Annotated in this window: 22 protein-coding genes; 14 read left to right on the plus strand and 8 right to left on the minus strand. The window is 61.3% G+C overall.

Annotated elements, in window-relative coordinates; genetic code table 11:
* The first annotated feature begins 1 nt into the window (after position 1).
* Positions 2-1,069: an FAD-binding oxidoreductase gene (locus SynRS9907_RS13805; protein WP_188021390.1), complete on the plus strand. Its 1,068-nt coding sequence runs from the start codon at positions 2-4 to the stop codon at positions 1,067-1,069.
* A 44-nt stretch (positions 1,070-1,113) separates the two neighbouring features.
* On the opposite strand, the gene dnaK is transcribed toward SynRS9907_RS13805, so the two are convergent.
* Entirely contained in the window at positions 1,114-3,027 is a 1,914-nt protein-coding gene (dnaK, locus tag SynRS9907_RS13810; protein ID WP_188021391.1) for a molecular chaperone DnaK, read from the minus strand.
* Positions 3,028-3,143: 116 nt separating this feature from the next.
* On the opposite strand from dnaK, the gene SynRS9907_RS13815 reads away from it, so the two are divergent.
* The 4 genes from SynRS9907_RS13815 (at position 3,144) to SynRS9907_RS13830 (ending at position 5,359) form a co-directional block, all read left to right on the plus strand.
* Complete coding sequence (locus SynRS9907_RS13815) at positions 3,144-4,013, plus strand: shikimate dehydrogenase (protein ID WP_188022501.1); 870 nt, start codon at positions 3,144-3,146, stop codon at positions 4,011-4,013.
* Positions 4,003-4,515, plus strand: coding sequence for a Tic20 family protein (locus SynRS9907_RS13820; RefSeq protein ID WP_255445934.1), 513 nt, complete (start codon positions 4,003-4,005; stop codon positions 4,513-4,515). The genes SynRS9907_RS13815 and SynRS9907_RS13820 overlap by 11 nt, the downstream gene beginning before the upstream one ends.
* Before the next feature lie 80 nt (positions 4,516-4,595).
* Positions 4,596-4,970: a 30S ribosomal protein S6 gene (gene rpsF / locus SynRS9907_RS13825; RefSeq protein WP_114988800.1), complete on the plus strand. Its 375-nt coding sequence runs from the start codon at positions 4,596-4,598 to the stop codon at positions 4,968-4,970.
* A 41-nt stretch (positions 4,971-5,011) separates the two neighbouring features.
* On the plus strand, positions 5,012-5,359 hold the full coding sequence (locus tag SynRS9907_RS13830) for a hypothetical protein (RefSeq protein WP_223157665.1): 348 nt from the start codon (positions 5,012-5,014) through the stop codon (positions 5,357-5,359).
* Here SynRS9907_RS13830 and SynRS9907_RS13835 read toward each other — a convergent pair.
* Positions 5,351-6,562 carry an argininosuccinate synthase gene (locus SynRS9907_RS13835; RefSeq protein WP_114988802.1) on the minus strand — a complete coding sequence of 404 codons (1,212 nt, stop codon included), beginning with the start codon at positions 6,560-6,562 and terminating at the stop codon, positions 5,351-5,353. The two genes, SynRS9907_RS13830 and SynRS9907_RS13835, sit on opposite strands and share 9 nt — an antisense overlap.
* A 292-nt stretch (positions 6,563-6,854) precedes the next feature.
* On the opposite strand from SynRS9907_RS13835, the gene SynRS9907_RS13840 reads away from it, so the two are divergent.
* The 4 genes from SynRS9907_RS13840 to SynRS9907_RS13855 all read left to right on the plus strand — a co-directional run bounded on the left by SynRS9907_RS13840 (position 6,855) and on the right by SynRS9907_RS13855 (position 9,016).
* On the plus strand, positions 6,855-7,124 hold the full coding sequence (locus tag SynRS9907_RS13840) for a DUF3134 domain-containing protein (protein WP_006850710.1): 270 nt from the start codon (positions 6,855-6,857) through the stop codon (positions 7,122-7,124).
* Between the two features lie 137 nt (positions 7,125-7,261).
* Entirely contained in the window at positions 7,262-8,296 is a 1,035-nt protein-coding gene (mraY, locus tag SynRS9907_RS13845) for a phospho-N-acetylmuramoyl-pentapeptide-transferase (protein WP_255445935.1), read from the plus strand.
* A gap of 304 nt (positions 8,297-8,600) precedes the next feature.
* Positions 8,601-8,849 (plus strand): hypothetical protein, encoded by a 249-nt coding sequence (locus SynRS9907_RS13850; RefSeq protein WP_186509496.1) that lies wholly within the window; start codon positions 8,601-8,603, stop codon positions 8,847-8,849.
* Positions 8,849-9,016: a hypothetical protein gene (locus SynRS9907_RS13855; protein ID WP_170951322.1), complete on the plus strand. Its 168-nt coding sequence runs from the start codon at positions 8,849-8,851 to the stop codon at positions 9,014-9,016. The genes SynRS9907_RS13850 and SynRS9907_RS13855 overlap by 1 nt, the downstream gene beginning before the upstream one ends.
* Positions 9,017-9,020: 4 nt before the next feature.
* Here the strand turns inward: SynRS9907_RS13855 and SynRS9907_RS13860 are convergent, their stop codons facing one another.
* Positions 9,021-9,443 (minus strand): M23 family metallopeptidase, encoded by a 423-nt coding sequence (locus SynRS9907_RS13860; protein ID WP_186509497.1) that lies wholly within the window; start codon positions 9,441-9,443, stop codon positions 9,021-9,023.
* Between the two features lie 171 nt (positions 9,444-9,614).
* Between SynRS9907_RS13860 and SynRS9907_RS13865 the strand changes: the two genes are divergently transcribed.
* A complete protein-coding gene (locus tag SynRS9907_RS13865) occupies positions 9,615-10,214 on the plus strand; it encodes an alpha/beta hydrolase (RefSeq protein WP_186509498.1) in 600 nt (199 codons plus the stop codon).
* A 101-nt stretch (positions 10,215-10,315) separates the two neighbouring features.
* Here the strand turns inward: SynRS9907_RS13865 and SynRS9907_RS13870 are convergent, their stop codons facing one another.
* Positions 10,316-10,888: a L,D-transpeptidase gene (locus tag SynRS9907_RS13870; protein WP_255445936.1), complete on the minus strand. Its 573-nt coding sequence runs from the start codon at positions 10,886-10,888 to the stop codon at positions 10,316-10,318.
* Positions 10,889-11,025: 137 nt separating this feature from the next.
* On the opposite strand from SynRS9907_RS13870, the gene purT reads away from it, so the two are divergent.
* Positions 11,026-12,204 carry a formate-dependent phosphoribosylglycinamide formyltransferase gene (purT, locus tag SynRS9907_RS13875; protein WP_188021396.1) on the plus strand — a complete coding sequence of 393 codons (1,179 nt, stop codon included), beginning with the start codon at positions 11,026-11,028 and terminating at the stop codon, positions 12,202-12,204.
* Here the strand turns inward: purT and SynRS9907_RS13880 are convergent.
* The 4 genes from SynRS9907_RS13880 to recN all read right to left on the minus strand — a co-directional run bounded on the left by SynRS9907_RS13880 (position 12,190) and on the right by recN (position 20,707).
* Positions 12,190-14,313, minus strand: coding sequence for an HAD family hydrolase (locus tag SynRS9907_RS13880; RefSeq protein ID WP_188021397.1), 2,124 nt, complete (start codon positions 14,311-14,313; stop codon positions 12,190-12,192). The genes purT and SynRS9907_RS13880 overlap by 15 nt on opposite strands.
* A gap of 206 nt (positions 14,314-14,519) precedes the next feature.
* Positions 14,520-16,016, minus strand: coding sequence for an alpha/beta fold hydrolase (locus tag SynRS9907_RS13885; protein ID WP_188021398.1), 1,497 nt, complete (start codon positions 16,014-16,016; stop codon positions 14,520-14,522).
* Positions 16,016-18,979 (minus strand): excinuclease ABC subunit UvrA, encoded by a 2,964-nt coding sequence (gene uvrA / locus SynRS9907_RS13890; protein ID WP_188021399.1) that lies wholly within the window; start codon positions 18,977-18,979, stop codon positions 16,016-16,018. Before uvrA ends, SynRS9907_RS13885 begins: the two co-directional genes overlap by 1 nt.
* A gap of 45 nt (positions 18,980-19,024) precedes the next feature.
* Complete coding sequence (gene recN / locus SynRS9907_RS13895) at positions 19,025-20,707, minus strand: DNA repair protein RecN (RefSeq protein WP_188021400.1); 1,683 nt, start codon at positions 20,705-20,707, stop codon at positions 19,025-19,027.
* A 77-nt stretch (positions 20,708-20,784) separates the two neighbouring features.
* Here recN and SynRS9907_RS13900 point away from each other — a divergent pair, with 77 nt between their 5' ends.
* The 3 genes from SynRS9907_RS13900 to thrC all read left to right on the plus strand — a co-directional run bounded on the left by SynRS9907_RS13900 (position 20,785) and on the right by thrC (position 24,410).
* Complete coding sequence (locus SynRS9907_RS13900) at positions 20,785-22,644, plus strand: AarF/ABC1/UbiB kinase family protein (RefSeq protein ID WP_188021401.1); 1,860 nt, start codon at positions 20,785-20,787, stop codon at positions 22,642-22,644.
* Positions 22,645-22,668: 24 nt separating this feature from the next.
* Entirely contained in the window at positions 22,669-23,250 is a 582-nt protein-coding gene (locus SynRS9907_RS13905) for an alpha/beta hydrolase (protein ID WP_188021402.1), read from the plus strand.
* Between the two features lie 101 nt (positions 23,251-23,351).
* A complete protein-coding gene (gene thrC / locus SynRS9907_RS13910; RefSeq protein WP_188022502.1) occupies positions 23,352-24,410 on the plus strand; it encodes a threonine synthase in 1,059 nt (352 codons plus the stop codon).
* The last annotated feature ends 263 nt before the right edge of the window (positions 24,411-24,673 follow it).

The raw sequence follows: 24,673 nt of genomic DNA on the forward strand, positions 1-24,673 counted from the left end.
AGTGATTGGTGCCGGGGCCATCGGCCTCGGCACCGCTTGGCATCTGGCCCAGCAAGGGCACGATGTTTCTGTTTACGACCCTCGCCTGAACCAGTCCGTTGATCGCGAGGGATCAGCAAACGATTTGAGTGGAACATCGGCATCCCTCGGGGTGCTGATGGGCCACGTGTTTCGCCGCAGCAGCGGGCGGGGCTGGAGGCTGCGCCGCCGGAGCATGGAGCTCTGGCCGCAATGGATCGAAACGCTGCAGGCTCACCAGCCTGACCTCAGGCTCCATCCGGGCCTGCTGCAAATCGCCGAGGACGAACAAGCGGCTAAGCGGATGGAAGCGCTGGCCGCCCAGCGCGTTGACCTGGGCCTGCAGATGGTCACCAACGCCGACCTGGCAGCGGTCTGGCCGACGGCCAGGCACGGTGGCCTGCACTCGCGCCACGACGGTCGTGTGAATCCCCTGCTGCTGCAACGGGCCCTGCGACAGGCGCTGGCAGAGCAAAGCGTGGAGCTGAATGCCATGGCGGTGGACCATCTGGAGCGCAACGACAACCACTGGCGTGTGCATCGCGCCGATGGAGACAGCTCCGTTCACAACCTTGTGGTGCTCTGCACAGCCCTGCACTCGGACGTCTTGCTGGAACCGCTGGGCCAGGCCCGACCGATGACACCGGTGTTGGGCCAGGCCCTGTCACTGGAACTGACAACGGGTCCGACAACGTGGAACAACTGGCCCTCGGTGCTGGTGGATCAGGGCTTCAACCTGATTCCAACCGCACCCGGACGATTGCTACTCGGGGCCACCGTGGAACCGGGCGATCGCGCTTCCGAGGATCCTCTGACGCTGATGCGCAACCTGAATGAGCGAGCACCGGAGTGGCTGCGCTCAGCAAAGGTGGTTGGCCATTGGAGTGGCCTGCGAGCCCGGCCCGTGGATCGCCCGGCCCCTCTGCTGGAAGAGCTGGAACCCGGGTTGATCCTGGCCAGTGGGCATTATCGCAACGGCGTTCTGCTCACGCCGGGCACCGCCGAGTGGGTCGCCGCTGAAGTCGAGCAGAGATCACTTGAGCAGGCATAAAAAAAGGGCCCCTCAGGGCCCTAGTGCGTTGGGGAATCACCCGTTCACTTGGTCTCGGTGAACTCCGCGTCGATGACGTCGTCACTGGCATCGCCACCACCGCCGTTGGCTCCGGCACCGGCGTCAGCACCAGGCGCACCAGCACCAGCGGCAGCCCCTTCCTGCTGATAGACGGATGCACCCACGGTGTAGAGCTCCTGCTGCAGTTCCTCCAGCAGGGTCTTCATCGCGTCGTAGTCGTCCTTCTCGGTGGCTTCCTTGAGCTTGAGGCGCTTCTCCTCCAGCTTCGCCTTGGCGTCAGCATCAACCTTGTCGCCCAGTTCTCCCATCTGCTTTTCAGCCTGGTAGACGAGGGTTTCGGCCTGGTTCTTGAGGTCGATCTTTTCACGCTTCTCCTTGTCAGCGCTGGCGTTGGCCTCGGCGTCCTTGACCATCTTGTCGACCTCGGAATCCGAGAGGGTCGACGCACCGGTGATCGAGATGGACTGCTCCTTGCCGCTGCCCTTGTCCTTGGCGGTGACGCTGAGGATGCCGTTGGCGTCGATATCGAAGGTCACTTCGATCTGAGGCACGCCCCGGGGAGCCGGGGGAATGCCATCGAGACGGAAGGTTCCAAGCGACTTGTTGTCGGATGCCATCTCGCGCTCACCCTGGAGCACGTGGATTTCCACGTTGGTCTGACCATCCACAGCCGTGGAGTAGGTCTCGGTCTTCTTGGTGGGAACCGTGGTGTTGCGGGTGATCATCTTGGTCATCACACCGCCGAGGGTTTCCACACCCAGGGAGAGGGGCGTGACGTCGAGCAGAAGGATGTCCTTCACCTCGCCGGCCAGCACACCGCCCTGAATGGCAGCACCGACAGCCACCACCTCATCGGGGTTCACCGTCTGGTTGGGGTCTTTGCCGGTGATGCGCTTCACCAGCTCGAGCACGGCCGGAATGCGGGTGGAACCACCCACCATCACGATCTCGTCCAGCTCGCCGGAGGAGAGCTTGGCGTCCTTGAGCGCCTGCTCCACAGGCATGGCGCAGCGGTCGATCAGCTTGGAGGCCAGTTCCTCGAACTTGGCGCGGGTGAGGGTGAGATCCAGGTGCTTGGGACCCTCAGGCGTGGCCGTGATGAACGGCAGGTTGATCTCGCTCTGGGTGGCGTTGGACAGCTCCACCTTGGCTTTTTCAGCGGCTTCGGTGAGGCGCTGCAGGGCCTGCTTGTCCTGACGCAGATCGATGCCTTCGTTGGATTTGAAGGTCTCGGCCAGGTGATCAACGATCACCTTGTCGAAGTCGTCACCACCGAGGTGCGTGTCACCAGCGGTGGACAACACCTCAAACACGCCGTCGCCAACTTCCAGAACGGACACGTCGAAGGTGCCACCGCCCAGGTCGAAGACCAGGATGCGCTCGTTGCTTTTCTTGTCGAGGCCGTAGGCCAGAGCCGCAGCGGTGGGCTCGTTGATGATGCGCAGCACCTCAAGGCCAGCGATCTTGCCGGCGTCCTTGGTGGCCTGGCGCTGGGAGTCGTTGAAGTAGGCGGGAACGGTAATCACCGCTTGGCTGACAGTTTCACCGAGGTACTTACCGGCGTCCTCGGCCAGCTTGCGCAGCACCTGGGCGGACACCTCTTCAGGCGCAAATTGCTTGTCGAGAACCGGGCACTTCACCTTCACGTTGGAGCCGGCCTTTTCGACGCCGTAGCTCACCTCTTTCGATTCCTCGTTCACCTCATCAACCCGACGGCCGATGAAACGCTTGACGGAATAGAAGGTGTTATCCGGGTTCATCACCGCCTGACGTTTGGCGATCTGACCCACCAGCTGATCCTGGTTCTTGGTGTAAGCAACCACGGAGGGCGTGGTGCGGAAGCCCTCGGCGTTCGCGATCACGGTGGGCTTGCCGCCCTCCATCACGGAAACACAACTGTTCGTGGTGCCAAGGTCAATGCCGACAACCTTGCCCATCGGTGCCCACCTCCAGAAATGGTGATTTGAATGGGCTCATCCTCCACAGCAGACCCGGTGACAGGCGAGGTGTGGTTCCCGAACAGGCAGGCTGGTGGAGCGATCCGGCCCTGGCAATGATCAACGGCGACACCAGCCTTGTGGGCCTGCTTGGCAATCCAGTGCGCCACTCGCTTTCGCCGGTGATGCAGAACGCCGCCCTCGAAAGCATGGGGCTCAACTGGCGCTACCTGGCCATGCCCTGCACAAGCGAAAACCTTGATGAAGTGCTGAAGGGTCTCAGGGCAGTTGACTGCCAGGGCCTCAACGTCACCATCCCCCACAAACAAGCCATCGCCGAGCTCTGCGAAGAGCTGAGCCCACTGGCGAAACGGCTCGGTGCCGTCAACACCCTGATTCCGGGAGCGGGTGGTGGCTGGTTCGGCACCAACACCGATGTGGAGGGCTTTCTGGCGCCCCTCGGTGCCAACGACGCCTGGGCCGGACGCCATGCCGTGGTGATCGGCTGCGGCGGATCAGCTCGAGCCGTGGTCGCCGGTCTGCAGACCCTGAACCTCAGCAGCATCACCGTTGTGGGACGGCGCAGCGAGGCACTGCAAGCCTTCATCACTGATCTGCAGCAGAGCCACGCCCCTCTGACGGCCTGTCTCGACACCGCTGTTCAGCTCAACGAGAACGTGGCTCAAGCGGCTCTCGTGGTGAACACCACCCCGGTGGGCATGGCCCAGCACGGTGACCCCGAGGCGATGCCACTGGGGGCCGAGCTCTGGACAAACCTGAACGGAGAAGCGGTGTTGTACGACCTGATCTACACACCAAGGCCCACCAGCTGGCTCGCCGCTGGGCAACAACGGGGTCACCGCTGCATCGATGGTCTCGAGATGCTGGTGCAGCAGGGCGCTGCCTCGCTGCGGCTCTGGAGTGGACGCGACGACGTTCCTGTCGCGGCGATGCGCAGCGCCGCCGCCACTGCTCTTGCGACCTAAGGTCCCAACAATCCCTAGCTCCACCGTGCAGATTCCCCTCTGGCAGCGGCTTCTTGCACCGCTGGTGTACCTGCTCCCTTGGAGTGACGCCATTCCCTTTGGCCTCGGGGCTGACGGCGTGTTCAACCAGATCCCTCTGCTCAGGTTGTTGACCATTCCCGCGGTACCACTGATCCAATTGGATCGGGGGGTTCCCTTCGGTGGCCTGCTGCTGTTCTTCGTGCTGTTTCTGGCGGTGGTGCGGAATCCGGCCGTTCCCTACTTCCTGCGCTTCAACACCCTGCAGGCCCTGCTGACCGACATCGTCATCGTTGTGCTGAGCTTCGCGTTTGGGATCCTTCTCCAACCCATTGCCGGAGGCAGCCTGCTGCTGAGCACCCTGTCCAGCACGGTCGTGGTGGCGGTGCTGGCGATCCTTCTGTTCGCCCTGGTGGAGTGCTGGCGCGGGCGCGAACCGGACCTCCCCGGCATCAGCCAGGCCGTACGCATGCAGCTCTATTGAATCTTCGGGGGCAGGCCAGGGGATAAGGTGTTGGATCCGTCGCTCACTTCGGTGAGCCTGATGCCCCTTCGGTGCTGCCCATGACGCACGATCCGTATTACGAAACCATGTACATCCTTCGTCCGGACATTCCGGAGGAGGAAGTTGAAAGCCATCTCACCAAGTACCGCGACATGCTCGTGGAAGCTGGTGCCGACGTGCTGGACAACCAGATGCGTGGCAAGCGCCGTCTGGCCTATCCGATTGCGAAGCACAAGGAAGGCATCTACGTGCAACTGAGCCACAACGGTGATGGCCAGCACGTTGCTGTTCTCGAGAAGGCAATGCGCCTCAGTGAGGATGTGATCCGCTACCTGACCGTGAAGCAGGAAGGTCCCCTTCCCGCACCTCGGGTGATGCCGGGCAGCGAAGCTGCTCAACAGCAACAAGCCGAAGCCGCTGCATCAGCTGACTGATCAGCATTGTTGGATTCGTGGGTGGGCGATACCGTCCGCCCATGGATTCGAAACACGACCACTCTCAACCAACCGAACCTATTTGGAACGAGCGTCATGGCGACGCTGAAGTGATTCGGTTGCTGAAACAGAGAATTTCAGAGCTCGAGGGCGAGATAGAGGCCTACAACGAACTTTTGGCCGAACTGCCGGATGTCTTTGAACGCCGTTTCCAACAGCGGCTTGAGCCGTTGATGGAGCGTTATCAACTGCTGGCTGAACAGGTTGATCAAGACCAGATCGAACGACCTCAGCCAGCCCTGCCTGGAAGCCCAGAACCGGACAACGTTGTGCGTTTTCCGGGCCTGAGGCTTCTCAACTTCCTGCAGAAGCGGCAGCGCTCAGCTTGAACGGCGTTGGGATGCTGACCAGAGTCGGGTTGGCAGACCCCAGACGTAGATAAAGCCCTCCGCAGCGCGGTGATCAAACTGATCCTCACTGCCGTAGGACGCCATTTCGGGGACGTACAGGCTGCTGTCTGCTGAGCCGCGGCCGGTGACCGTGGCCGTTCCCTTGTGCAGCCGGAGACGAACGACACCATTGACGGTGGTCTGGGTGCGGTCCATGAAGCCATCCAGAGCATCCTTGAGAGGGCCAAACCAAAGGCCCTGGTAGACGAGATCGGCCCACTGCATTTCCAATTGCCGCTTGCTGCGCAGCACATCGGCGGCCAGGGTCAGGCTTTCCAGTTCCTGGTGGGCCTGGATCAACAACAAAAGGCCGGGCGTTTCGTAGATCTCCCGGGATTTGATGCCCACCACGCGGTTCTCGATCATGTCGAGACGGCCGATGCCATGGGTGCCCGCCAGACGGTTGGCTTCACGGATCAAGGCCACCGGGTCCAGCTGCTGACCGTTGATCGCCACAGGATTGCCTGCTTCAAAGGCAATCTCGATCTCTTCGGAGGCATCCGGAGCAGCCTCCACCGATCGCGTCATCGCAAACACCTCCTCCGGCGGAGCCACCATCGGGTCTTCAAGGGGTCCGGCCTCAATGCTTCGGCCCAGCAGATTGAGATCGATCGAGTAAGGCGACTTCTTGCTCACCGGTGCGGGCAGACCAAAGCGTTCGCCGTAAGCAATGGTCTCCTCGCGGCTCATGCCCCACTCACGGGCAGGAGTGAGCACCTTGAGATCCGGTGCCAATGCAGCGATGGCCACATCAAAACGCACCTGATCGTTGCCCTTGCCTGTGCATCCATGGGCGACAGCATCGGCACCAACCTCCCGGGCCACCTCCACAAGGCGCTTGGCAATCAGAGGCCTCGCCAAAGCCGTGGAGAGGGGGTAACGGCCTTCGTAAAGGGCGTTGGCACGAATCGCCGGGAAGGCGAAATCCTTGATGAAGGGCTCGATCAGGTCACCCACCAGCGACTGACTGGCACCGGCATCCAGCGCTTTCTGACGGATCGGCTCCAGCTCATCGCCCTGGCCGAGATCAGCGGCAAAGGTGATCACATCCTCCACACCCCATTCCTGCTTGAGGTACGGAATGCAAACGCTGGTATCCACTCCCCCGGAATAGGCGAGTACCACCTTCTTGGCGCGGCCCATCAATGGGTCTCCTGATCACAATCGTCTGATTCTCTCGTCTCGCCGGCCGCCACCTTTGGCGAAGCCACAAGCAACCATGCAGCCAACCCCACAGCCGGGGCAAAGACCAGCAACAGCGCCAGGGTCCAGGAAGTCTGCAACGGTTCAGGCCGCTGCAAGCCCCACCAATGCAGGCCAGCACTGATCGTCAGGGCCAGGCCCCACAAAAGAACAAGCAGCGCAGATTTATTCAGGGCCGGCCCGAAAACAGCACATGGTCTATCTTGGTTGATTGGCCCGCGTCCCTCCCTGCATGAGCGCTCTGGTTGATTTAAACGCCCTGGACAGCGTCAACCCGTCCCTCACCCGCTACGGGCGCCGCGACCCGGCACCCGTGCTGCCCCTGCGTGAGGAGCCTGACCTTCTGTCTTGGCTGGAAACCAGCGGCCGTCTCGTTGCCGACGAAGAATCCGGTTCACCTGAAGTGAGCACCGTCGAAGAGGAGGAACTCTCCGCGCTCATGGGTGAGAAAGAGGATTACAACAAGGATGACGAGCAAAACGAGGAGCAGTGGGAGGACTGATGTCCCCCAAGCACTGACTGGTCGCCACTGAGCGACTCACCTAGGGTCCCAGCGACCAGTCCAGTGCCGCTTTGCAATCCAGGGATTCGAACCACCGTCCTTGGTGGGAGAACGGCTCATTGAGTGCCAGCTTGCTGATGCTGGTGGTCTTGATGACCAGCTTTGCAGCCGACAAATGGATCCCCAATTCGCAGCTGAGCCTGCCGCTCTTGATTACAGCGGTCTGCGCAACAGCGACTGCAGCCGTGGGCATCCCCCTTCTGCGTCGCTTGAAGATGGGGCAGTTCATCCGTGAGGAGGGCCCCAAAGCTCATCAGAGCAAGGCGGGAACTCCAACGATGGGGGGCCTTCTGGTGGTTCCCGTCGGGGTCATTCTCGGGAGTCTGATCACACGGGACGCCGTGGCGTCACAGCAACTGCTCAGCCTGGCAGCCCTGACCCTGGCGTTCATGCTGATCGGCGGCATCGATGACTGGAGCAGCCTCACCAAACACACCAACACAGGCCTGACGGCACGAGGGAAATTACTGCTGCAAGCCATGGCGGCTGCAGCCTTTCTGGCCATCGCTGCCTGGCAGGGCTGGATCAGCAGCAGCATTGCTTTGCCCTTTGGCCTTGAACTGCCGTTGGGACTTCTGATCTGGCCGCTGGGGCTGTTTGTCGTTCTGGCGGAAAGCAACGCCACCAACCTCACCGATGGCCTGGATGGTTTGGCCAGCGGCTGCGGAGCACTGGTATTTACCGGTCTGGCACTTCAACTAATGCTCCGGGGAGACAACGGAGATCCCGCCTTGGCTGGCTTCTGCATGACCATGGCCGGGGCATGGCTTGGGTTTCTGGTGCACAACCGAAACCCGGCTCGGGCCTTCATGGGCGACACGGGATCCCTGGCGATGGGGGCCGCCCTCAGCGGTGTGGCTCTGTTGTCCAACAGCCTCTGGCCCCTGCTGGTGATGGGAGGCGTCTTCGTCGCGGAATCCCTCTCCGTGATCATCCAGGTTTGGGTGTTCAAGGCCACGAAAGGCCCTGATGGACAGGGGCGACGGGTGTTCCGCATGGCGCCACTGCATCACCATTTTGAGCTGGGAGGCACCGATGAACGAAGCGTGGTGCCCGCGTTCTGGCTCGTCACAGCAGGGCTGGTGATTCTCGGACTGGTGCTGCGTCCCTGAGCGCTGATCTTTATCCAATCCTGAGGACTATGACTTTGAAGTGGGCTGAAGGATGCAGTGATTCAGATTGTCAATGAAGTTGCACTTGGTTCCCCCCGCACAAAGTCAATACGTCTGAGAAAAGTTGACACCGATGCAAAAAAAGAGCGACATTTTTAAGAATTTGGAGTGATCACAACGCAGTTCCCTGAATCAAGGGAGGCCTGAACGACACAGTCGGTACTCACAGGATTTTTGATATCCAGGACGAATGCTTTGCACCGCTTGCATCCCTTAAAGTCATGCTTTGAGGCGGCAAAGCAGGATGACCTACTTCACCTGGCGTGAATCCGGTCTCACCGCTGACTGCTCAAGCCTCGAGGCGATGGCTGCCCGTTTTGAGGAGTCAGCGAGTTTGATGCGGCGCATGTCAAGCGAGGGGTTCCAACTGGAACGCGAGGGGACGGAGCAGCGCATCACGCATCCCGATCCCACCGTGTTTGAAGCCTGGGGTTTCGTCAGCGAAGAATCGCCGGTCCGCCAACTCACGCTGATCCCCGATCTTCAGAACTAATGGACAACCTGCTTGCCAAAACCGCTGAGCTGCTCGCCAGCGCCGCTGCAGATCCTGATCGGGTTCTGCGGTGGGTGCTGATCTATTTCGGTGTGTCGTCGCTTGGATTCATGGGCGTGTGGCTGATCGGCGAAGTGCGCCGTCAGAGCAGCACCGATTCGAATTGAGCCCTCAGCGGCTCGCTTCCACCGAGCGCTGACGCCATTGAGGGGTTTGCTCCATCGATTTCAGCTGCTCTGCACTGGGGCTCTCAAGCACGTCCAGGAGATGCAGGGGTTCTGCTTCGAAGTGCAGGTGAGGCCCGGTCGACCAACGGCCCGTGTTGCCGCAAAGACCAATGATCTGGCCGCGGTCATAGGAGCCTGCTGGGGCACCAGCGTTGAGATGGCTGTAACGCGTCTTGATCCCTGCCCCGGCCAGATGAAACGTCCATCCGTGGGTGGCTGTCCAGCGACTCCGACCGACCCCGTCATGGGCGGCACGCACCGGGCGACCCACACGACAGGAGATGTCCAAGGCTGGATGGTCCTGTTCGACGCCCTGGGTCACCACACCCGACATCGGCACAAGCAACGCGGCAAACAGACCCAGCAAGCAATCAAAACGAGAATTGGAAGAGAATCTTAAGACAAGAACCCTTCCGGCAGAGAAAAGACAGCATTCCCGTTTTTCGTTAACGCTCTCTTAAAAGGAAAAAAACCCTGTGGTTCTGGGCCACTGCGCCAACGGTCTGGCGACGGTTCGAAGGCAAATCAACTGCAGCTCATGCGCAGAGCACTTCTGTTCACCGGTGCCGGCCTGATGGTCGCCGCTGCTGGCCTCCCCAGCTTCGCCGCCCCCAAACAAACCGCCCGCACCGTCACCAACGGTTTCGTTCGCTCCAACGTGCTGTTGCCCATCGGTGGCAAAAAGGCCGTCTCCAATCCCGTTCCTCAGGATCTGAGCGATCTCTCCGGTTGGACCCGCGAAGAACTCGAGGTGGGTCTGGAGAAGCAATACGACGTCGACGTTGCTGACGTCACTCGCTTCCTCTACTCAGAAGAAGGCGAGGCCTTCCTCAAGGAGAGCATCAACGGCAACTATCACCCGTACTACAGCCAGCAGAACGATCTGCAGGCCGTTCGCAGCTCCATCATTCTCGATGCTGAAGATGGCAAGCTCTCCAGCTACGGAATGATGGCCAAGCTGCCGACCGACCAGCGCCTGCAAGGTGCCATGAAGGTCTGCAATGCCGAGGTGCAAGGTGATTTCCACAAGGACACCTCGCTGCTCAGCTGGTACATGAACACCCCGGCCTGCATCCAGGCCTACACCGCCAAGGCTGAAGAGCCCGCTCCTGCTGCTCCCGTCCAGGGACTCTGGTGATCTAACGGCAGAACGACAAAACACGTCCACCAAGCCCTGGGTTAACCCAGGGCTTTTTTCATGCCACCTTTTTTGTGCCTCGGTCTGTCACGACACAACCATCAAGGCAGGACCACCACCGGCGTTCCCACGTCCACAAGGTCAAAGACCCTGCGGATGTGTTCGTCATACAAGCGAACGCATCCATGGGACACGGCCCGTCCGACAGTCCAACGGTGGGGCGTGCCGTGCAGGCCGACGTGGGAGCAGCCGCGGACCTGCACCACCTTTTCGCCATCCCAACCACCGGGATTGGAGCAGTCCTGATAGAAGGCAATCCAACGTGATCCCAGGGGGTTGCGGCCTCCGGGGGGTACAAGAGCACCGGTGCCGGGATGCCGCCAGACGGGGTCCACCGCTTTGAACAGCACCCGATGCTCGCCGAGAGGTGTCTCCCAGCCTTGGGTGCCAACAGCAGCAGGCACACGCAAACGAAGCTGCCCGTGCTCCAGCAGAAGCAGCTGACGGCTGGAACGATGCAGCACCAGCTGCTTCTTGGCACGGGAACGAACAGCAGCGGGCAGCAAGGCCAGTGCCTCCGCATCACTGAGCCAGGGGGCAACCGGTGGAATCGGATCCGCAGGCCTGGCCTGAACAGGCTCAAGCTGGAGACAGGCTCCAGCAAGAACCGCCAACAACGTCGCCCGAAGCACTGGACTCAATCAAGAACGCATCCTTGACCTAGCGGGAGATCAGGCGCTGCACCCCAGGCTGCGGAAAGTCTCAGGACTTGCGTTGATTGATGATGCAGGCAGGCCATTCAAGGATCACCATGCCGTCGTTTCCACGCACCGTGATGCTGCTGGGCAGCGGGGAGCTGGGCAAGGAGGTGGCCATTGCTGCCCAACGGCTTGGCTGCCGGGTGATCGCCTGCGATCGCTATGCCGCTGCCCCGGCCATGCAGGTGGCTGACGTGGCCGAAGTGCTGCCGATGACCGATGCCGATGCCTTGCTGGAGGTGGTCAGGCGCCACCAACCCGACGTGGTGATCCCGGAGATCGAAGCGCTCGCCGTGCATGCCCTGGCGGAACTCGAACAAGAGGGGATCACCGTGATTCCCACAGCCCGCGCGACGGCCGTCACGATGAACCGAGACCGCATCCGCGACCTGGCAGCCGGCGAACTCGGTCTCCGCACCGCCCGGTTCGCCTATGCCTCCAGTGCTGAGGAACTCACAGCAGTGGCGGAACCCCTGGGCTGGCCCGTCGTGGTGAAACCGGTGATGAGTTCCTCCGGCAAAGGCCAGAGCGTGGTGACCTGTGCAGACGATCTGCCCAAGGCCTGGGAGGCCGCCATGGCCGGCGCCCGGGGCACCTCAACCCAGGTGATCGTGGAGGAATTTCTCCATTTCGATCTGGAGATCACCCTGCTCACCATCCGTCAGCGCAATAGCGAAACCCTGTTCTGTGCACCGATCGGCCACGAGCAGGAGGGAGGGGACTATCAATGCAGCTGGCAGCCCGCTCAACTCACCGACCAACAACTGCGTCAGGCCCAGGCCATGGCCAAAACCGTCACCGACAACCTGGGCGGTGCCGGTCTCTTCGGGGTGGAATTTTTCCTCTGTGGCGATGAGGTGATTTTTTCTGAACTGTCGCCCCGGCCGCACGACACTGGCCTGGTGACCCTGATCAGCCAGAACCTGAGCGAGTTCGAACTGCACCTACGCGCTGTTCTCGGTCTGCCGATCCCCACCATCACGGCAGCTGATGCGGCCGCCAGCCGCGTGATCCTGGCCCAAACGAACATGGACTCCGTGGCTTTTGAGGGGGTCGAACAAGCGCTCACGGAAGCTGACACCCAAGTGCTGCTGTTCGGCAAGCCCACAGCCCGGCCCGGTCGACGCATGGGTGTGGCCCTGGCAAGGGGAGGAGATCGGAAGGAAGCACAAGCAAAAGCCGACAGGGCAGCCGCCTGTGTGACCGTGATTCCAGGATCAACGGCTGCCTGAAAACCGGTAGTGGGTTAAGCCATCCAGCACGGCTCCAACACTGGGGCGTTTCGAGACGTACACCCGCTGCTGGGTCCGTTGGCCCAACAGGCAGGGATCGTGATCCGCAGGAACCACGGTGGCGGGCAAACCATCCAGCAACTCTCCATCCCCCTGCTGACTGGCCACCACCAGAACCTGCTGCAGGGGGAGCTGCCAGGACTGGGCCAGAAAACGGATGGCCTCACTACGGGACGCGCGTTGGGGAAGAACATCCAAAAACCAATGGCAACGGAGCTGAGGTTCCGCCTGCAGACCATGGCGGCGCAGGCACTGACGGGCCAAACCAATCAGGCCGCGGTTGGAAGCACGCAACAGGTAGCTGACCTTGAAGGGACTCTGATGATCCGGGTCCTGAAGCTGAAGGTGTTCCTGGAGTTGACCCATCGCTGCGAGCACAGCCTCACGATTCCAGGCTTGGCTGATGCGCTTCGCCCACACGGGATCTTCCTCGCGATCCGAGCTGTGGTGAATCTCGGTTCCGGCCCGGCAGATCCAGGCCTTGGGGTCGGGAAGGTGCAACTCCTGGTAGCGCTGGCGCGCCTGATCCAGCGACCGCCCCGTGAGGATCACCAAGCCTGTTGACGAAGCGAAGGGTGCGGCCTGAAGCCGATCGCGCAGATGCGCCAGGGAGCGTTCCTCCGGAAGCTCCAAGCAGCTGTCGAGATCCAGCGCCAACAGCCTGGAGACGGGGCTGGGCCGCCGCACCACCGACATTCCACGCACAGGTGACACGCGAACTTTCTGCTGCATCAGAGCGAGGTACTGACACACATGGGCATCCCAGCTGAAGTGCCGACTGATGGCCTCAACCCCGTTGTCACTCCAACGGCGCCAACGGGAGCGATCACTGCCGGCCAATTCCAGGGCCTCCTGAAGTGCCCCGGGATCGGTGACGTCCGCCAGAAGACCGTTGTCGCAACGGTGTTGGATGTCCCGTGGACCGCCATCGTCGGTGGCCACCATCGGCAAACCACAGGCCGCGGCCTCCAGAAGGGTGAGTCCGAAGGGTTCGGTCAACGCCGGATTCACAAACAGCCCCCCACGACGCGCCGCCCAGCGATAAAGGGCAGGAATCTGGGCACGGCTGTGTTGTTTGGGATAGGCCACCTGGCCATAGAGATCGAAACGATCCACCAGATCGAACACCTGCTGGAGCACATCGCGCTGCTGCTTCTCGAGCTCACGCGGGTCATCCCGACAGCCCAGCACAAGCACCAGGTTGTGACGCTGCCGCAGCACCGGCGACTGACCAAAGGCTTCCACCAGAGCGGGAATGTTCTTGCGCCGCACCGCACGGGAAATCGCCAGCAGGGGCGGACGATCCGGCTCCCTGAGGAAAGGCTGCAACAGGCTTTGCAATGCGGAGCCTTCATGCGATGAACCGTGGGGATGGAACCGGGAAGCATCAACGCCAGGGGGCACCACCACCGCCTGATCCGCCCGAAAGTGGCCGTAGCGGCAGTACTGCTGATCCGCCTCCTGACGGGTGCTGGTGATCACCAGATCCGCCTGGGCCAGAGCACGCTCTTCGGCGTCAATGCGTCGGCTGATGGCATAGGTCTGCTCAAGTTGAGAGCGATCCAAGCCACCGGCCAGGAGACGACGCTGTTTCTCCCGGCCGAGGGAATGACCCGTAAAAACAAGCGGAATCCCCAACCGCTGACTGACCAAAGCACCCACCAGACCGGCATCGGCGTAATGGGCATGAATCCAATCGACCCTCTGACCGGGCTGGCTCAGATGTTCCACCAGCTGATCAGCCAGCTCCTCGAGATGGGGCCAAAGCAGCTCCTTGCGGAGATAACGCTTCGGACCAAAGGGAAAGCGCAGGATGCGGGCTCTTGGAGCAATGTCTTCAACCCGTTGGCTGTAATCGAGATCAACCCGTCGGTCCTGAATCAGCCGGGTGACCACATCCACCTGCTCCACCTCAGCCCGCTGCGCCAGGCTGCGCACGAGCTCCAGCACATACAACGTCTGACCACCGGTATCAGCATCCCGCCCCAGTTCGAGCTCATGGGAACGAAACAGACCGTGAAGGTGCAGATGCAACAACCGGATCCCCATTCGCTCCACTCACAAACAACAACGGGACGCAGATTCGGTGCCGTTGTTTTTTCTTTAGAGGCGGAAGAAGGAGTGAAAAATAAAAAAACCCTTAGAAGACCAACCAATCAAACCGAATCAAAAAGCGGAGTCGTGTTGTCGTGCAATGGATCTGGACCCAAGGGACAACACGCATGCCCTCGGCTTGATGTAACAAGCCAGCAACGTCAGAGGCGGTCGCTGACATCGACAAGGCTGCTTTGCTCATCACCCCAACCACCCCCAGAGAAGCTGACGGCGCCATCCACCTCAAGCTGCTCGTTGATCCAGCCAAGGATGACCGGCCCAACCTGTGCCGGGGACGGCTCACCGCGAAAACTGCGAAGGCTGAAGTGGTCTGCCCCCTGCACCAAAACCAAGCGGTGACCCAAGCGCACGGCCTTGCTCTCACGCATCGGAGCAATCGCTTCCGGGCCCGAAGGCACCACCCAATCGCGGGTACCGCTGATCAGCAACAACTTGGCTGGAAGGCTCTCCAGGCGACTGCCGTCGAATAAAAGACGCAAGGGCGGGCTGACGGCCACAACAGCCTTGACCCTTGGGTCGGCAACAGCGGCCTGGTTCACCCCCGAAAGCCAACTGCACTGGAGCACCCAGCTGATGTTGCGCTCCGGATCCTTGAGGTCGTTGCAACGGGCTTTGAGCCTGGAATCAACAGGAACACCACCAGCCAGCTGAAGCGTGGTGGTGGCTCCCCAAGAGTGGCCCACCACCGCAACGGCATCGGTGTTCAACCTGGCCCCAGACAGAAGACGCCCTGCACTGATGGCATCCAACACAGCGGACACATCAAGGGGCCGAAGCCGCAACTCTTCAGGCCCAGGCGGCGGCGCATCACCGGCGAGCATCGCCTTCTGCTGATTGAAATCACTGCCGGGGTGGTCTGGCAGCAGCACGGTGTAGCCATGGGCAGCCAGCACCTCACCCCAACCTTCAAAGGATTCCGGATCGTCCCAGAGCCCGTGGGAGATCACGACCAAACGTCCGTTGGCTGGCGCTGCAGGCTGAAGCGTCAGAACTCGCAAGGGTTTGGGCCGATGGGGCACGGAAACCTGAACCACCTCACGGGACCAACCGGAGCGCAGTGGCTCCCGCAGAGCGGCCGTCGCGGATGCAGCCTCAAGGGAACGGGCCAGGGCAACCCCCTCCTCAAGATTGGTTTTAAGCCGGTTGGCCACCTCAGCGAGGCGGGATAAATCGATCGATGCCTGCTCTCCAGGCAACTCCCTGAAAAAGCCAAGAATGTTGGGTTGCCCCCGGCGTTCAGCACGAATCAGGGCTTCGGTCAGCATCCGCCCGCTGTCGTCCAGCTCAACCCCTTCAAGAGACACAACCTGCGTCGCCGCATGGAGGGCCTGCTCCAGCAGCGGCTGACCGGTCGATCCCGCCAGCAATGCCTTGGTCTCCAGAGGCAGCGGCATAAGGAACACCTGACGCAGCAGCGGCAACAACTTGCCACCACTGGCCAGTTCCAGATCCTGCAGATCCGGACTGGCCTGAATCAGTTGTTCAGCCGACTCCCCATCAGCGAAGTTGATCGTGATCTCCGTCTCAAGAAACGGCAGACGCAACACGAACCGCTCCAAAGCAAAAGCAGGCCCTCCACTGAGGGCCATTGACATGCCAAACGCCAGAGCCGCCAGGTGGGTGCGAAGTCGGGCCATCAGGCCGCCAGGGAAACGGGGAGTTCCGGGGGATGCTGCTCCAAAACCCGAGCCAGGTAGCGGCCGGTGTGACTGGTGGGGTGCTTGGCGACCTCTTCTGGAGTGCCGGTGACCAGGATCTCGCCACCCTTGTCACCGCCCTCAGGGCCGAGATCAATAATCCAGTCGCTGCAGCGGATCACGTCAAGATTGTGCTCGATGCAGATGATCGAATTGCCCTTGTCCACCAACCGCTGCATCACATCCATCAGCTTGTGCACGTCGTAGAAGCTGAGGCCGGTGGTGGGCTCATCAATCAGATAAAGGGTCTTGCCGGTGGCCCGCCGTGACAGCTCCGTGGCCAGCTTCACCCGCTGGGCCTCACCCCCCGAGAGGGTTGGCGCCGGCTGGCCGAGCTTCACGTAGCCCAGGCCCACATCCACCAAAGTGCGCAAGCGATCAGCCGCCTGAGGGATGGCATCAAACACCTCAGCGGCCTGCTCCACCGTCATTTGCAGCACATCCGCGATGGTGTAGCCCTTGTATTTCACCTGCAGGGTTTCGCGGTTGAACCGGGCGCCCTTGCAGACATCGCACTGGACGTACACATCCGGCAGGAAGTTCATCTCAATCACGTTCACGCCCTGACCACGGCAGGCCTCACAGCGGCCACCCTTCACGTTAAAACTGAACTGACCCACCTGGTAACCGCGGGCCTTGGCCTCCACCGTGGCGGCGAACACCTGACGGATCGGATCAAAAGCACCGGTGTAGGTGGCTGGATTGGAGCGGGGCGTGCGTCCAATCGGGCTCTGGTCGATCACGATCACCTTGTCGATCGACTTCAACCCCCGCAGTTCACCCAGACCCTGCGGGAAGGGCACCTTCAAACCCAGGCCGTTCTCAAGAGCCGGGTGCAGGAGCTCATTCACCAGGGTGCTCTTGCCGCTGCCGCTCACCCCGGTGACCGACACCAACCGACCCAAGGGAAACTCAACCGAAACGTTCTTGAGGTTGTTGCGGTTGCAATCAATCAACTTGAGTGAGCGCGAACCGCTCTGGCGGCGTTCAGCCGGCGTTGGAATCGAGCGACGGCCGCTCAGGTAGGCGCCGGTGAGGGATTCGCTGCTCGCCACCAGGTCATCGAAACTTCCCTCCGCAACGATGTGACCCCCATGGACGCCGGCACCAGGGCCGATGTCCACCACGTGATCGGCAGCACGGATGGTGTCTTCATCGTGTTCCACCACCACCAGGGTGTTTCCAAGATCCCTGAGCCGCACCAGGGTGTTCAGAAGACGGTCGTTATCCCGCTGATGCAGGCCGATGCTTGGCTCATCGAGCACATACAGCACCCCAGTGAGACCAGCACCGATCTGGGTTGCGAGACGGATGCGCTGGGCTTCACCGCCGGAGAGCGTCATCGCCGGTCGATCAAGGCTCAGGTAGTCGAGACCAACATCAAGCAGGAATTTCAAACGAAGGCGGATTTCCCTGAGCACCAGATCACCGATCTGGATCTGACGGGCATTCAGCAAGGGCTCTGAACCCTCGTAGGCGCCCACACCCATCAGTTTTTCGATCCGTTCCAGGGTCTGACCGACGCTGACGGCCGTAAGTTCTGGAATCCGGTACGGCCCCACTTTCACCGCCAGGGCTTCAGGGCGGAGCCGCTGTCCGCCACAGGCTTCACAGGGAACCAGCTCGAGATACTTCTCCAACTTCTGGCGCTGGGCTTCACCACTGGCATCGCGGAGCTGCCGCTCGAGGATCGGAAGAATGCCTTCGAAGGGCCGGGTGTATCCCCCTTGCCCCTTGCGATAACGGCTGTCGGCCTGGATCAGAATCGGTTCGCGGCTTCCGTTGAGCAGCACATCCCGCTGTTCATCCGTGAGTTCATTCCATGGGGTCTTGATCTCAAAACCGAAGGCCTCACCCACCGAATACAGCAGGGAGAAGTAGTAGCTGTTGTCCTTCTCTGCCCAAGGCGCCACCGCGGAATACACCGGCTGCGTTGGGTCCGGAATGACCCGATCCACGGTGAACTTGCGCAGATGGCCAATGCCATGGCATGCCTCACAGGCGCCGTAAGGGCTGTTGAACGAAAACAGTCGCGGTGACAGCTCCTCCATCACAGCGCCGTGCACGGGGCAGGCGAAGTTCTCGGAGTAGAGACGCTCCCGCTCAACGCCTTCGGGAAGCTCCTCCCCCTTCTTGGGCACCACCTCCACCAATGCCAGACCATCGCCGCGTTTGAGGGCCGTTCGCAACGAATCGGTCAGCCGTTCCTGGATCCCCTCACGGGCCACAAGACGATCGACCACCACCTCAATGTTGTGGCTGTGGTTCTTGTCGAGCTCGATGTTGTCGGCCAGCTCGCGCACCTCACCGTTGATGCGCACCCGGGCGAAACCTTCCGCCGCCAAACCACTGATCAACTTGGTGTGGGTGCCCTTCTTGCCGCGCACCACCGGCGCCAACAACTGATAGCGGGTTCCCTCCGGCAACAGCAGGATCTGATCGACCATTTCGTCGATGCTCTGCGGCTTGATCGAACGGCCACACTTGGGGCAGTGGGGCTCGCCGGCACGGCCGAACAGCAGACGGAGGTAGTCCTGAATCTCCGTGACGGTGCCCACCGTGGAACGGGGGTTGTGACTGGTGGATTTCTGATCAATCGAAATCGCCGGAGACAGCCCCTCGATGGCATCGACATCGGGCTTGTCCACCTGCCCGAGAAACTGGCGGGCATAGGCCGACAAACTTTCGACGTAGCGGCGCTGTCCCTCCGCAAAGATCGTGTCGAAGGCGAGTGAACTCTTGCCGCTGCCACTCACCCCGGTGAACACCACCAGCTTGTTGCGGGGAATGGTGACGTCGACGTTCTTGAGGTTGTGCTGCCGCGCACCCCTCACTCGAATCACATCGTCCTGAGTCGCCAGCGGGCCAGCTGAGTCAGCGATCTTGGCAGCAGCTCGCGCCATCAGGACCCGTTGGAAAGCTCAGGAGCTTAGGAAGAACCGAAGCCTTCAAGCTGTTCGCTGGTCCAGCAGGCTTGCTGCATAGGCATCAGCCTGTTCGCCACCAGCGAGGTCTGCCAGCTCCTGGCGGCGTTCCTGAGTGTCCCGCAGTCGGGACACTCGCGTGTGGGTTACACCGTCTTCCACATGCTTGCTCACCCGGAAATGGTGATCGGCAACCGCTGCCACAAGCGGTTGGTGGGTGACGCAGAACACCTGACGCTGACGGGCCAGGGTCTGAAGCAGATCGGCCATCGCTCCACTGACGCGTCCACTGACCCCGGCATCAATCTCATCAAAAAGAAGCGTGCTGGACCCATCCACAGCGGCAAGGGTGGTCTTGAGTGCGAGCAGAAAACGGGACATCTCACCGCCGGAGGCCACCTCCGTTAGCGGTGCCATCGGTTGGCCGGGATTGGCGGAGAACAGGAATTGAACAGCGTCCGCCCCATGCTCAGCCGGATCACAGGGGGTGAGATCCACCTTGAAGCGCACGTTGGCCAGGCCCATGGGTGGCAACAGCTTCAGCAACGAGGCTTCTAAGGCCTCCGCCGCCTTAAACCGCTCGCGACGCAGGGCCGCATTGGCCTGATCACGCGTCTGGCGACAGAAAGTCTCGGCCTGTTGCAGGCGGGCGAGATCCGCCGCGAAGCCTTCCGATCCCAAACGATGAAGCAACTCGTCGCGCCGCTGAATCAAACCGGCCAGATCAAGGCCATAACGGCGCTGCAGGCGTTTTAAAACCGACAGACGCTCCTGAATCCGCTCCAGCTGGTCTGGATCGCTCTCCAGCGCCAGACCGTATTGATCGAGGGAGCGCAACAAACCGTCCACACCTGCTTCGAGATCCAGCGCCTGATCACGCAGGGGCTCAAGCGAACCATCCAGCTGCGCCATGGCCTGCAGCTCCTGGATGCACGCCGCGAAATGTTCCTGCAGGGAAGGCGCCTGATCCACACCGTCGCGGAGACGCCCAAACAGCAAGGCCAAACCCTCCAGCAGCCTCACGCCATGGACGAGGCGGTCTTGATCCTGTTCCAGCCGCTGCTGCTCGTCGGGGTCGTCGAGATCGGCAGCTTGCAGCTGCTCCAACTGCTCTTCCTGTTCAGCCTGCTCCTGTTCGGAGCGCTGCTGCTCCTGCTCAAGTGCCGTCAGGGCATCTGCGGCCTGGCGCCATTCGGTCCAGGCATCAGCCACCTGAACTTTGAGCTCAGCCAATGCCGATCCACCGAGACGGTCAAGCCAGAGCCGTTGCTGCCCCGCCCGCGACAACAACTGGGTCTGTCCCTGAACCGTGAGATCAATCAACAGCGGCCTCAGCTCAAGCAACTGCTGACGGTTCACCGTGCTGCCATTCAGCCGACAGCGACTGGAATAACGATCACCCTCCTGCCGTTTCCACTCGCGGCTGATCAGAAGCTCCTCTTCGGGGTCAAACTCCGCCGCGATCAGCCACTGCTCCAGGGCTGAGTTGAGTTGAAACGCAGCCTCGATCCTGGCGCGATCGGAACCCGTCCGCAGCAGACGAACGCCGCTGGAACCCTGCGCTCCACCCAGCACCGCATCGAGGGCATCAAGAAGGATCGATTTACCGGCGCCGGTCTCACCGGTGAGCACCGTGAAACCCGAGCTGAACTCCAGTTCAAGACTCTCAATCAGAGCGATGTTCTGCAGCAGCAGACCGGTGAGCACGTCCAGCCCTGTGATGATGCCGACCGTAGCGGCAGCTCGGTTCGTTTAGAAGGGGTGTCGGACATCCCGATGAATTGATGGCGCAGGAGCTCGGGGATTTCATCGAAGCCGCAGGGTTGCTCGAGTACGACCCCACCGCCATCACACGTATCTATGCCGGTCATCCCCAGCGGCTGATCCGCCGGCTCTGGCAAACCCTCGTACCCATCGGCCTGTTGCTGCTGGGCGTCGCCTTCGACTGGATCTTCCAGTTGCTGAAGGATGAGGAACGGGCCCGGGCTCGAGCGCGCGAATGCGCTGAACTTCTCGTGGATCTTGGTCCCGCCTTCATCAAGGCCGGCCAGGCGCTCTCCACCCGACCGGACATCGTCCCCCCGTTGCTGCTGGAGGAACTGGCCCAGCTCCAGGACCAACTGCCCGGCTTCGACAGCGGCCTGGCCATGGCCTGCATCGAGGAAGACCTCGGCGCACCAGTGGATGACATTTTCGAGCAGCTGGACCGGGAACCGATTTCAGCCGCTTCGTTGGGTCAGGTGCACAAGGGGACCCTCAAGGGTGGCGCCAGGGTCGCGGTGAAGGTGCAGCGCCCGGGGCTGCGCGAACAGATCACCCTGGATCTGTACATCGTGCGCAACATCGCCGCCTGGTTGAACAGCAACATCGGATTGATCCGCAGCGACCTCGTCGCCCTGATCGATGAACTGGGGCGACGGGTGTTCGAAGAGATGGATTACCTCAACGAGGCCTCGAACGCTGAGACCTTCGCTGAGCTGCATCAACACAACCCTCGCATCGCCGTTCCGACGATCTATCGCAACGCCACCAGCCGCCGGGTGCTGACGATGGAGTGGATCGACGGCGTCAAGCTCACCAACCTTGATGCGGTTCGCGAGCTCGGTGTGGACCCGGACGACATGGTGGAAGTGGGCGTGAACTGCAGCCTTCAACAGTTGCTGGAGCATGGCTTCTTCCATGCCGACCCCCACCCCGGCAATCTCCTGGCTCTGGAGGACGGTCGCCTCTGTTATCTCGACTTCGGGATGATGAGCGAAGTGAGCCGCGAGTCACGCACCGGCTTGATTCAGGCCGTGGTTCATCTGGTGAACCGGAACTTCGGGAAGCTCTCTAAAGACTTCGTCACCCTGGGGTTCCTGGCGGAAGACGTGAACCTGGAACCGATTGTTCCCGCCTTTGAAAAGGTCTTCAGCCAGGCCTTGGAAGCCGGCGTCAACCGCATGGATTTCAAAGCGGTCACCGACGACATGTCGGGTGTGATGTACAAATTCCCCTTCCGGGTGCCGCCTTATTACGCCCTGATCATTCGATCACTGGTCACCCTGGAAGGCATCGCCCTCAGTGTTGATCCGAACTTCAAGATCCTCGGTGCTGCCTACCCCTACTTCGCCAGGCGGCTGATGGAGGATCCCGATCCCCAGTTGCGTCAGAGCCTTAAAGAGATGCTGTTCGACGGGGACGCGTTCCGTTGGACCCGTCTGGAAAATCTGGTGTCCAGCGCTGCAAGCCAGGCCCAGCTGGATCTGGAGGCCTTGCTCGATCAACTGCTCGACTTCCTGTTCTCACCCAAGGCAGGACTGCTTCGGGATCAACTGGTGACCGCCACGGTTGATCGTCTGGATGCTCTGGGTTGGTCGACGATGCAACGCCTGGGTCGACGGCTCCCCAAACGACTGCAACCCTCCGCCCTTGCCCAGACACCTCCCGGGCTCTCCGATCCACTGATGCAACTGGAGCCGGTGCGGGAGTTGATCCAGGTGTTGCAATCGTTGCCGGGATTCACCCCTGAGCTTCTGCTGCGTCGAATGCCAAGGGTGCTCAATGAACCAGACACCCGGCGAATGGGCTTCAAGGTGGCTCAGGGGCTGGCCGAACGGGGAGTTGTCCGCCTGGTACGGGTCGCTGCTGGAGTTCCGGCCTAACTTCCGGCCAACACCTTCAGCGTGATGCTCCCCAAGCCCTTCACCCGTTCCTCTCTGCTGGCCATGGCGGCAGGGCTTGGGCTGAGTTTGAGCTGCGTCATGCAACCCCTGCATGCCGCCACGGAGGTCGCCCTGGTGAGTGGTGCCTTCCGCCGCTCCATTCCAGTGAAAGAAATCGAACACCTCGCCGAAACCGGGGATGCCACTGGTCTGCTGGAGGACCTGCTGGAGCTCTCCGCGCAGGACCCCAACGAGGTGGCGCAGATGCTCAACCAGAGCCTTGAGCTTCCCCTGGTGCTCACAAGCCGTCTGATCAACACACGGATCGGTGAAGCCATCCTGCGTCGTGTCGCACGCATCATTCATCCGATCTACACACCGGAACCAGAGGTGAGTGTTCCGGCGATCCGCGCCGGAGTGATCAGTGGATTGCAAAGCGAAGATGGCCTCACGGCAGTGAGCTTTTTGAAGGGCTACCCCAATGCCGTCATGGCGGTGAATCTTCCGGCTCTGTTTGGAGTGATCGAAAAAGCGGAATCCATCGCCGGTCTGGTGCAGTTTTTCTCCGACTCCCCCTTGGACGGATTGAAGGAAGCGCAACCCTGACCAAGCCCTGAACGGACGCCGCCTAGATTCCGGCAATCCCCCCATCCCAGCCGGTGTCCCTGTTTCAGAACCTCCGTCGGCGTTTCACTGCCACCCCTGTGATGCAGGACTGGCCTGGACTGATCGAGGCCTATCGCAGCTGGCTTCCGGTCAGCGATGCGACCCCGGTGATCAGCCTGCGTGAGGGCGCCACCCCTCTGATCCCCGTTCCATCAGTTGCGGAACAGATCGGCAAGGGCGTGAAGGTGTTCGTGAAATACGACGGCCTGAACCCCACGGGATCCTTCAAGGACCGAGGCATGACCATGGCCATCAGCAAAGCCAAGGAAGCCGGTTGTGAAGCGGTGATTTGTGCCAGCACGGGCAACACCAGCGCTGCGGCTGCGGCCTATGCCCGGCGGGGTGGGATGCGTGCCTTCGTCTTGATCCCGGACGGCTATGTCGCCCAGGGAAAACTGGCTCAGGCGTTGGTGTACGGCGCTGAGGTCCTGGCGATCCGCGGCAACTTCGACCGCGCCCTCGACATCGTTCGCGAAGCGGCAGAGAAGTATCCCGTCACCCTCGTGAACTCGGTGAATCCCTACCGGCTGCAGGGCCAGAAAACGGCGGCCTTCGAAATCGTGGATGCCCTCGGTGATGCACCCGACTGGCTGTGCATTCCCATGGGCAACGCCGGAAACATCACCGCCTATTGGATGGGTTTCCAGGAATATCAACAGGCCGGCAGGAGCCGCAGCCTGCCCCGAATGATGGGATTCCAGGCCAGCGGATCCGCCCCTCTGGTGAACAACACCACGGTGACGGACCCCGAAACCATCGCCACCGCCATTCGCATTGGCAACCCGGTCAACCGAGCCAAGGCCCTGGCAGCTCGCGAAGCCAGCAATGGCGCGTTCCTGGATGTGACCGACGCGGAGATCATCTCGGCCTACAAGCTGCTTGGCGGCCAGGAGGGAATCTTCTGTGAACCCGCCAGCGCTGCCTCTGTGGCAGGCCTGCTCAAGCGCAAAGATGAAGTGCCAGCCGGCGCCACGGTGGTCTGCGTTCTGACCGGCAACGGCCTCAAGGATCCCGACTGCGCCATCAGCAACAACGACGCCGCCTTCCACACCGACCTCAGTCCCGATCTGGGCACCGTCGCCAGCGTGATGGGCTTCTGACACACCGTCTTGCATCAACGCACTTCTGCCCCCTTCAGGGGGCTTTTTTATGGCCGCAAGACAAAACCAACCGACAAAGCGGCTGCGGAAGACGCCCGAAAACCATCCCAACACGCTGTGGAAAACAGGCGAAAACTATCCACCCATTTACCGCGCGAGCTTTCCACCCGCTGTGAAGAAGGGGAAAACAAGGTCTCACTCCCCATCCTGTGAAAAATTCTCCTCAGCCCTGGCTCATCAAAAACTGTGATGAGCACTGGGTT

The organism is Synechococcus sp. RS9907, from assembly GCF_014279615.1.
Classification (GTDB): Bacteria; Cyanobacteriota; Cyanobacteriia; order PCC-6307; family Cyanobiaceae; genus Parasynechococcus.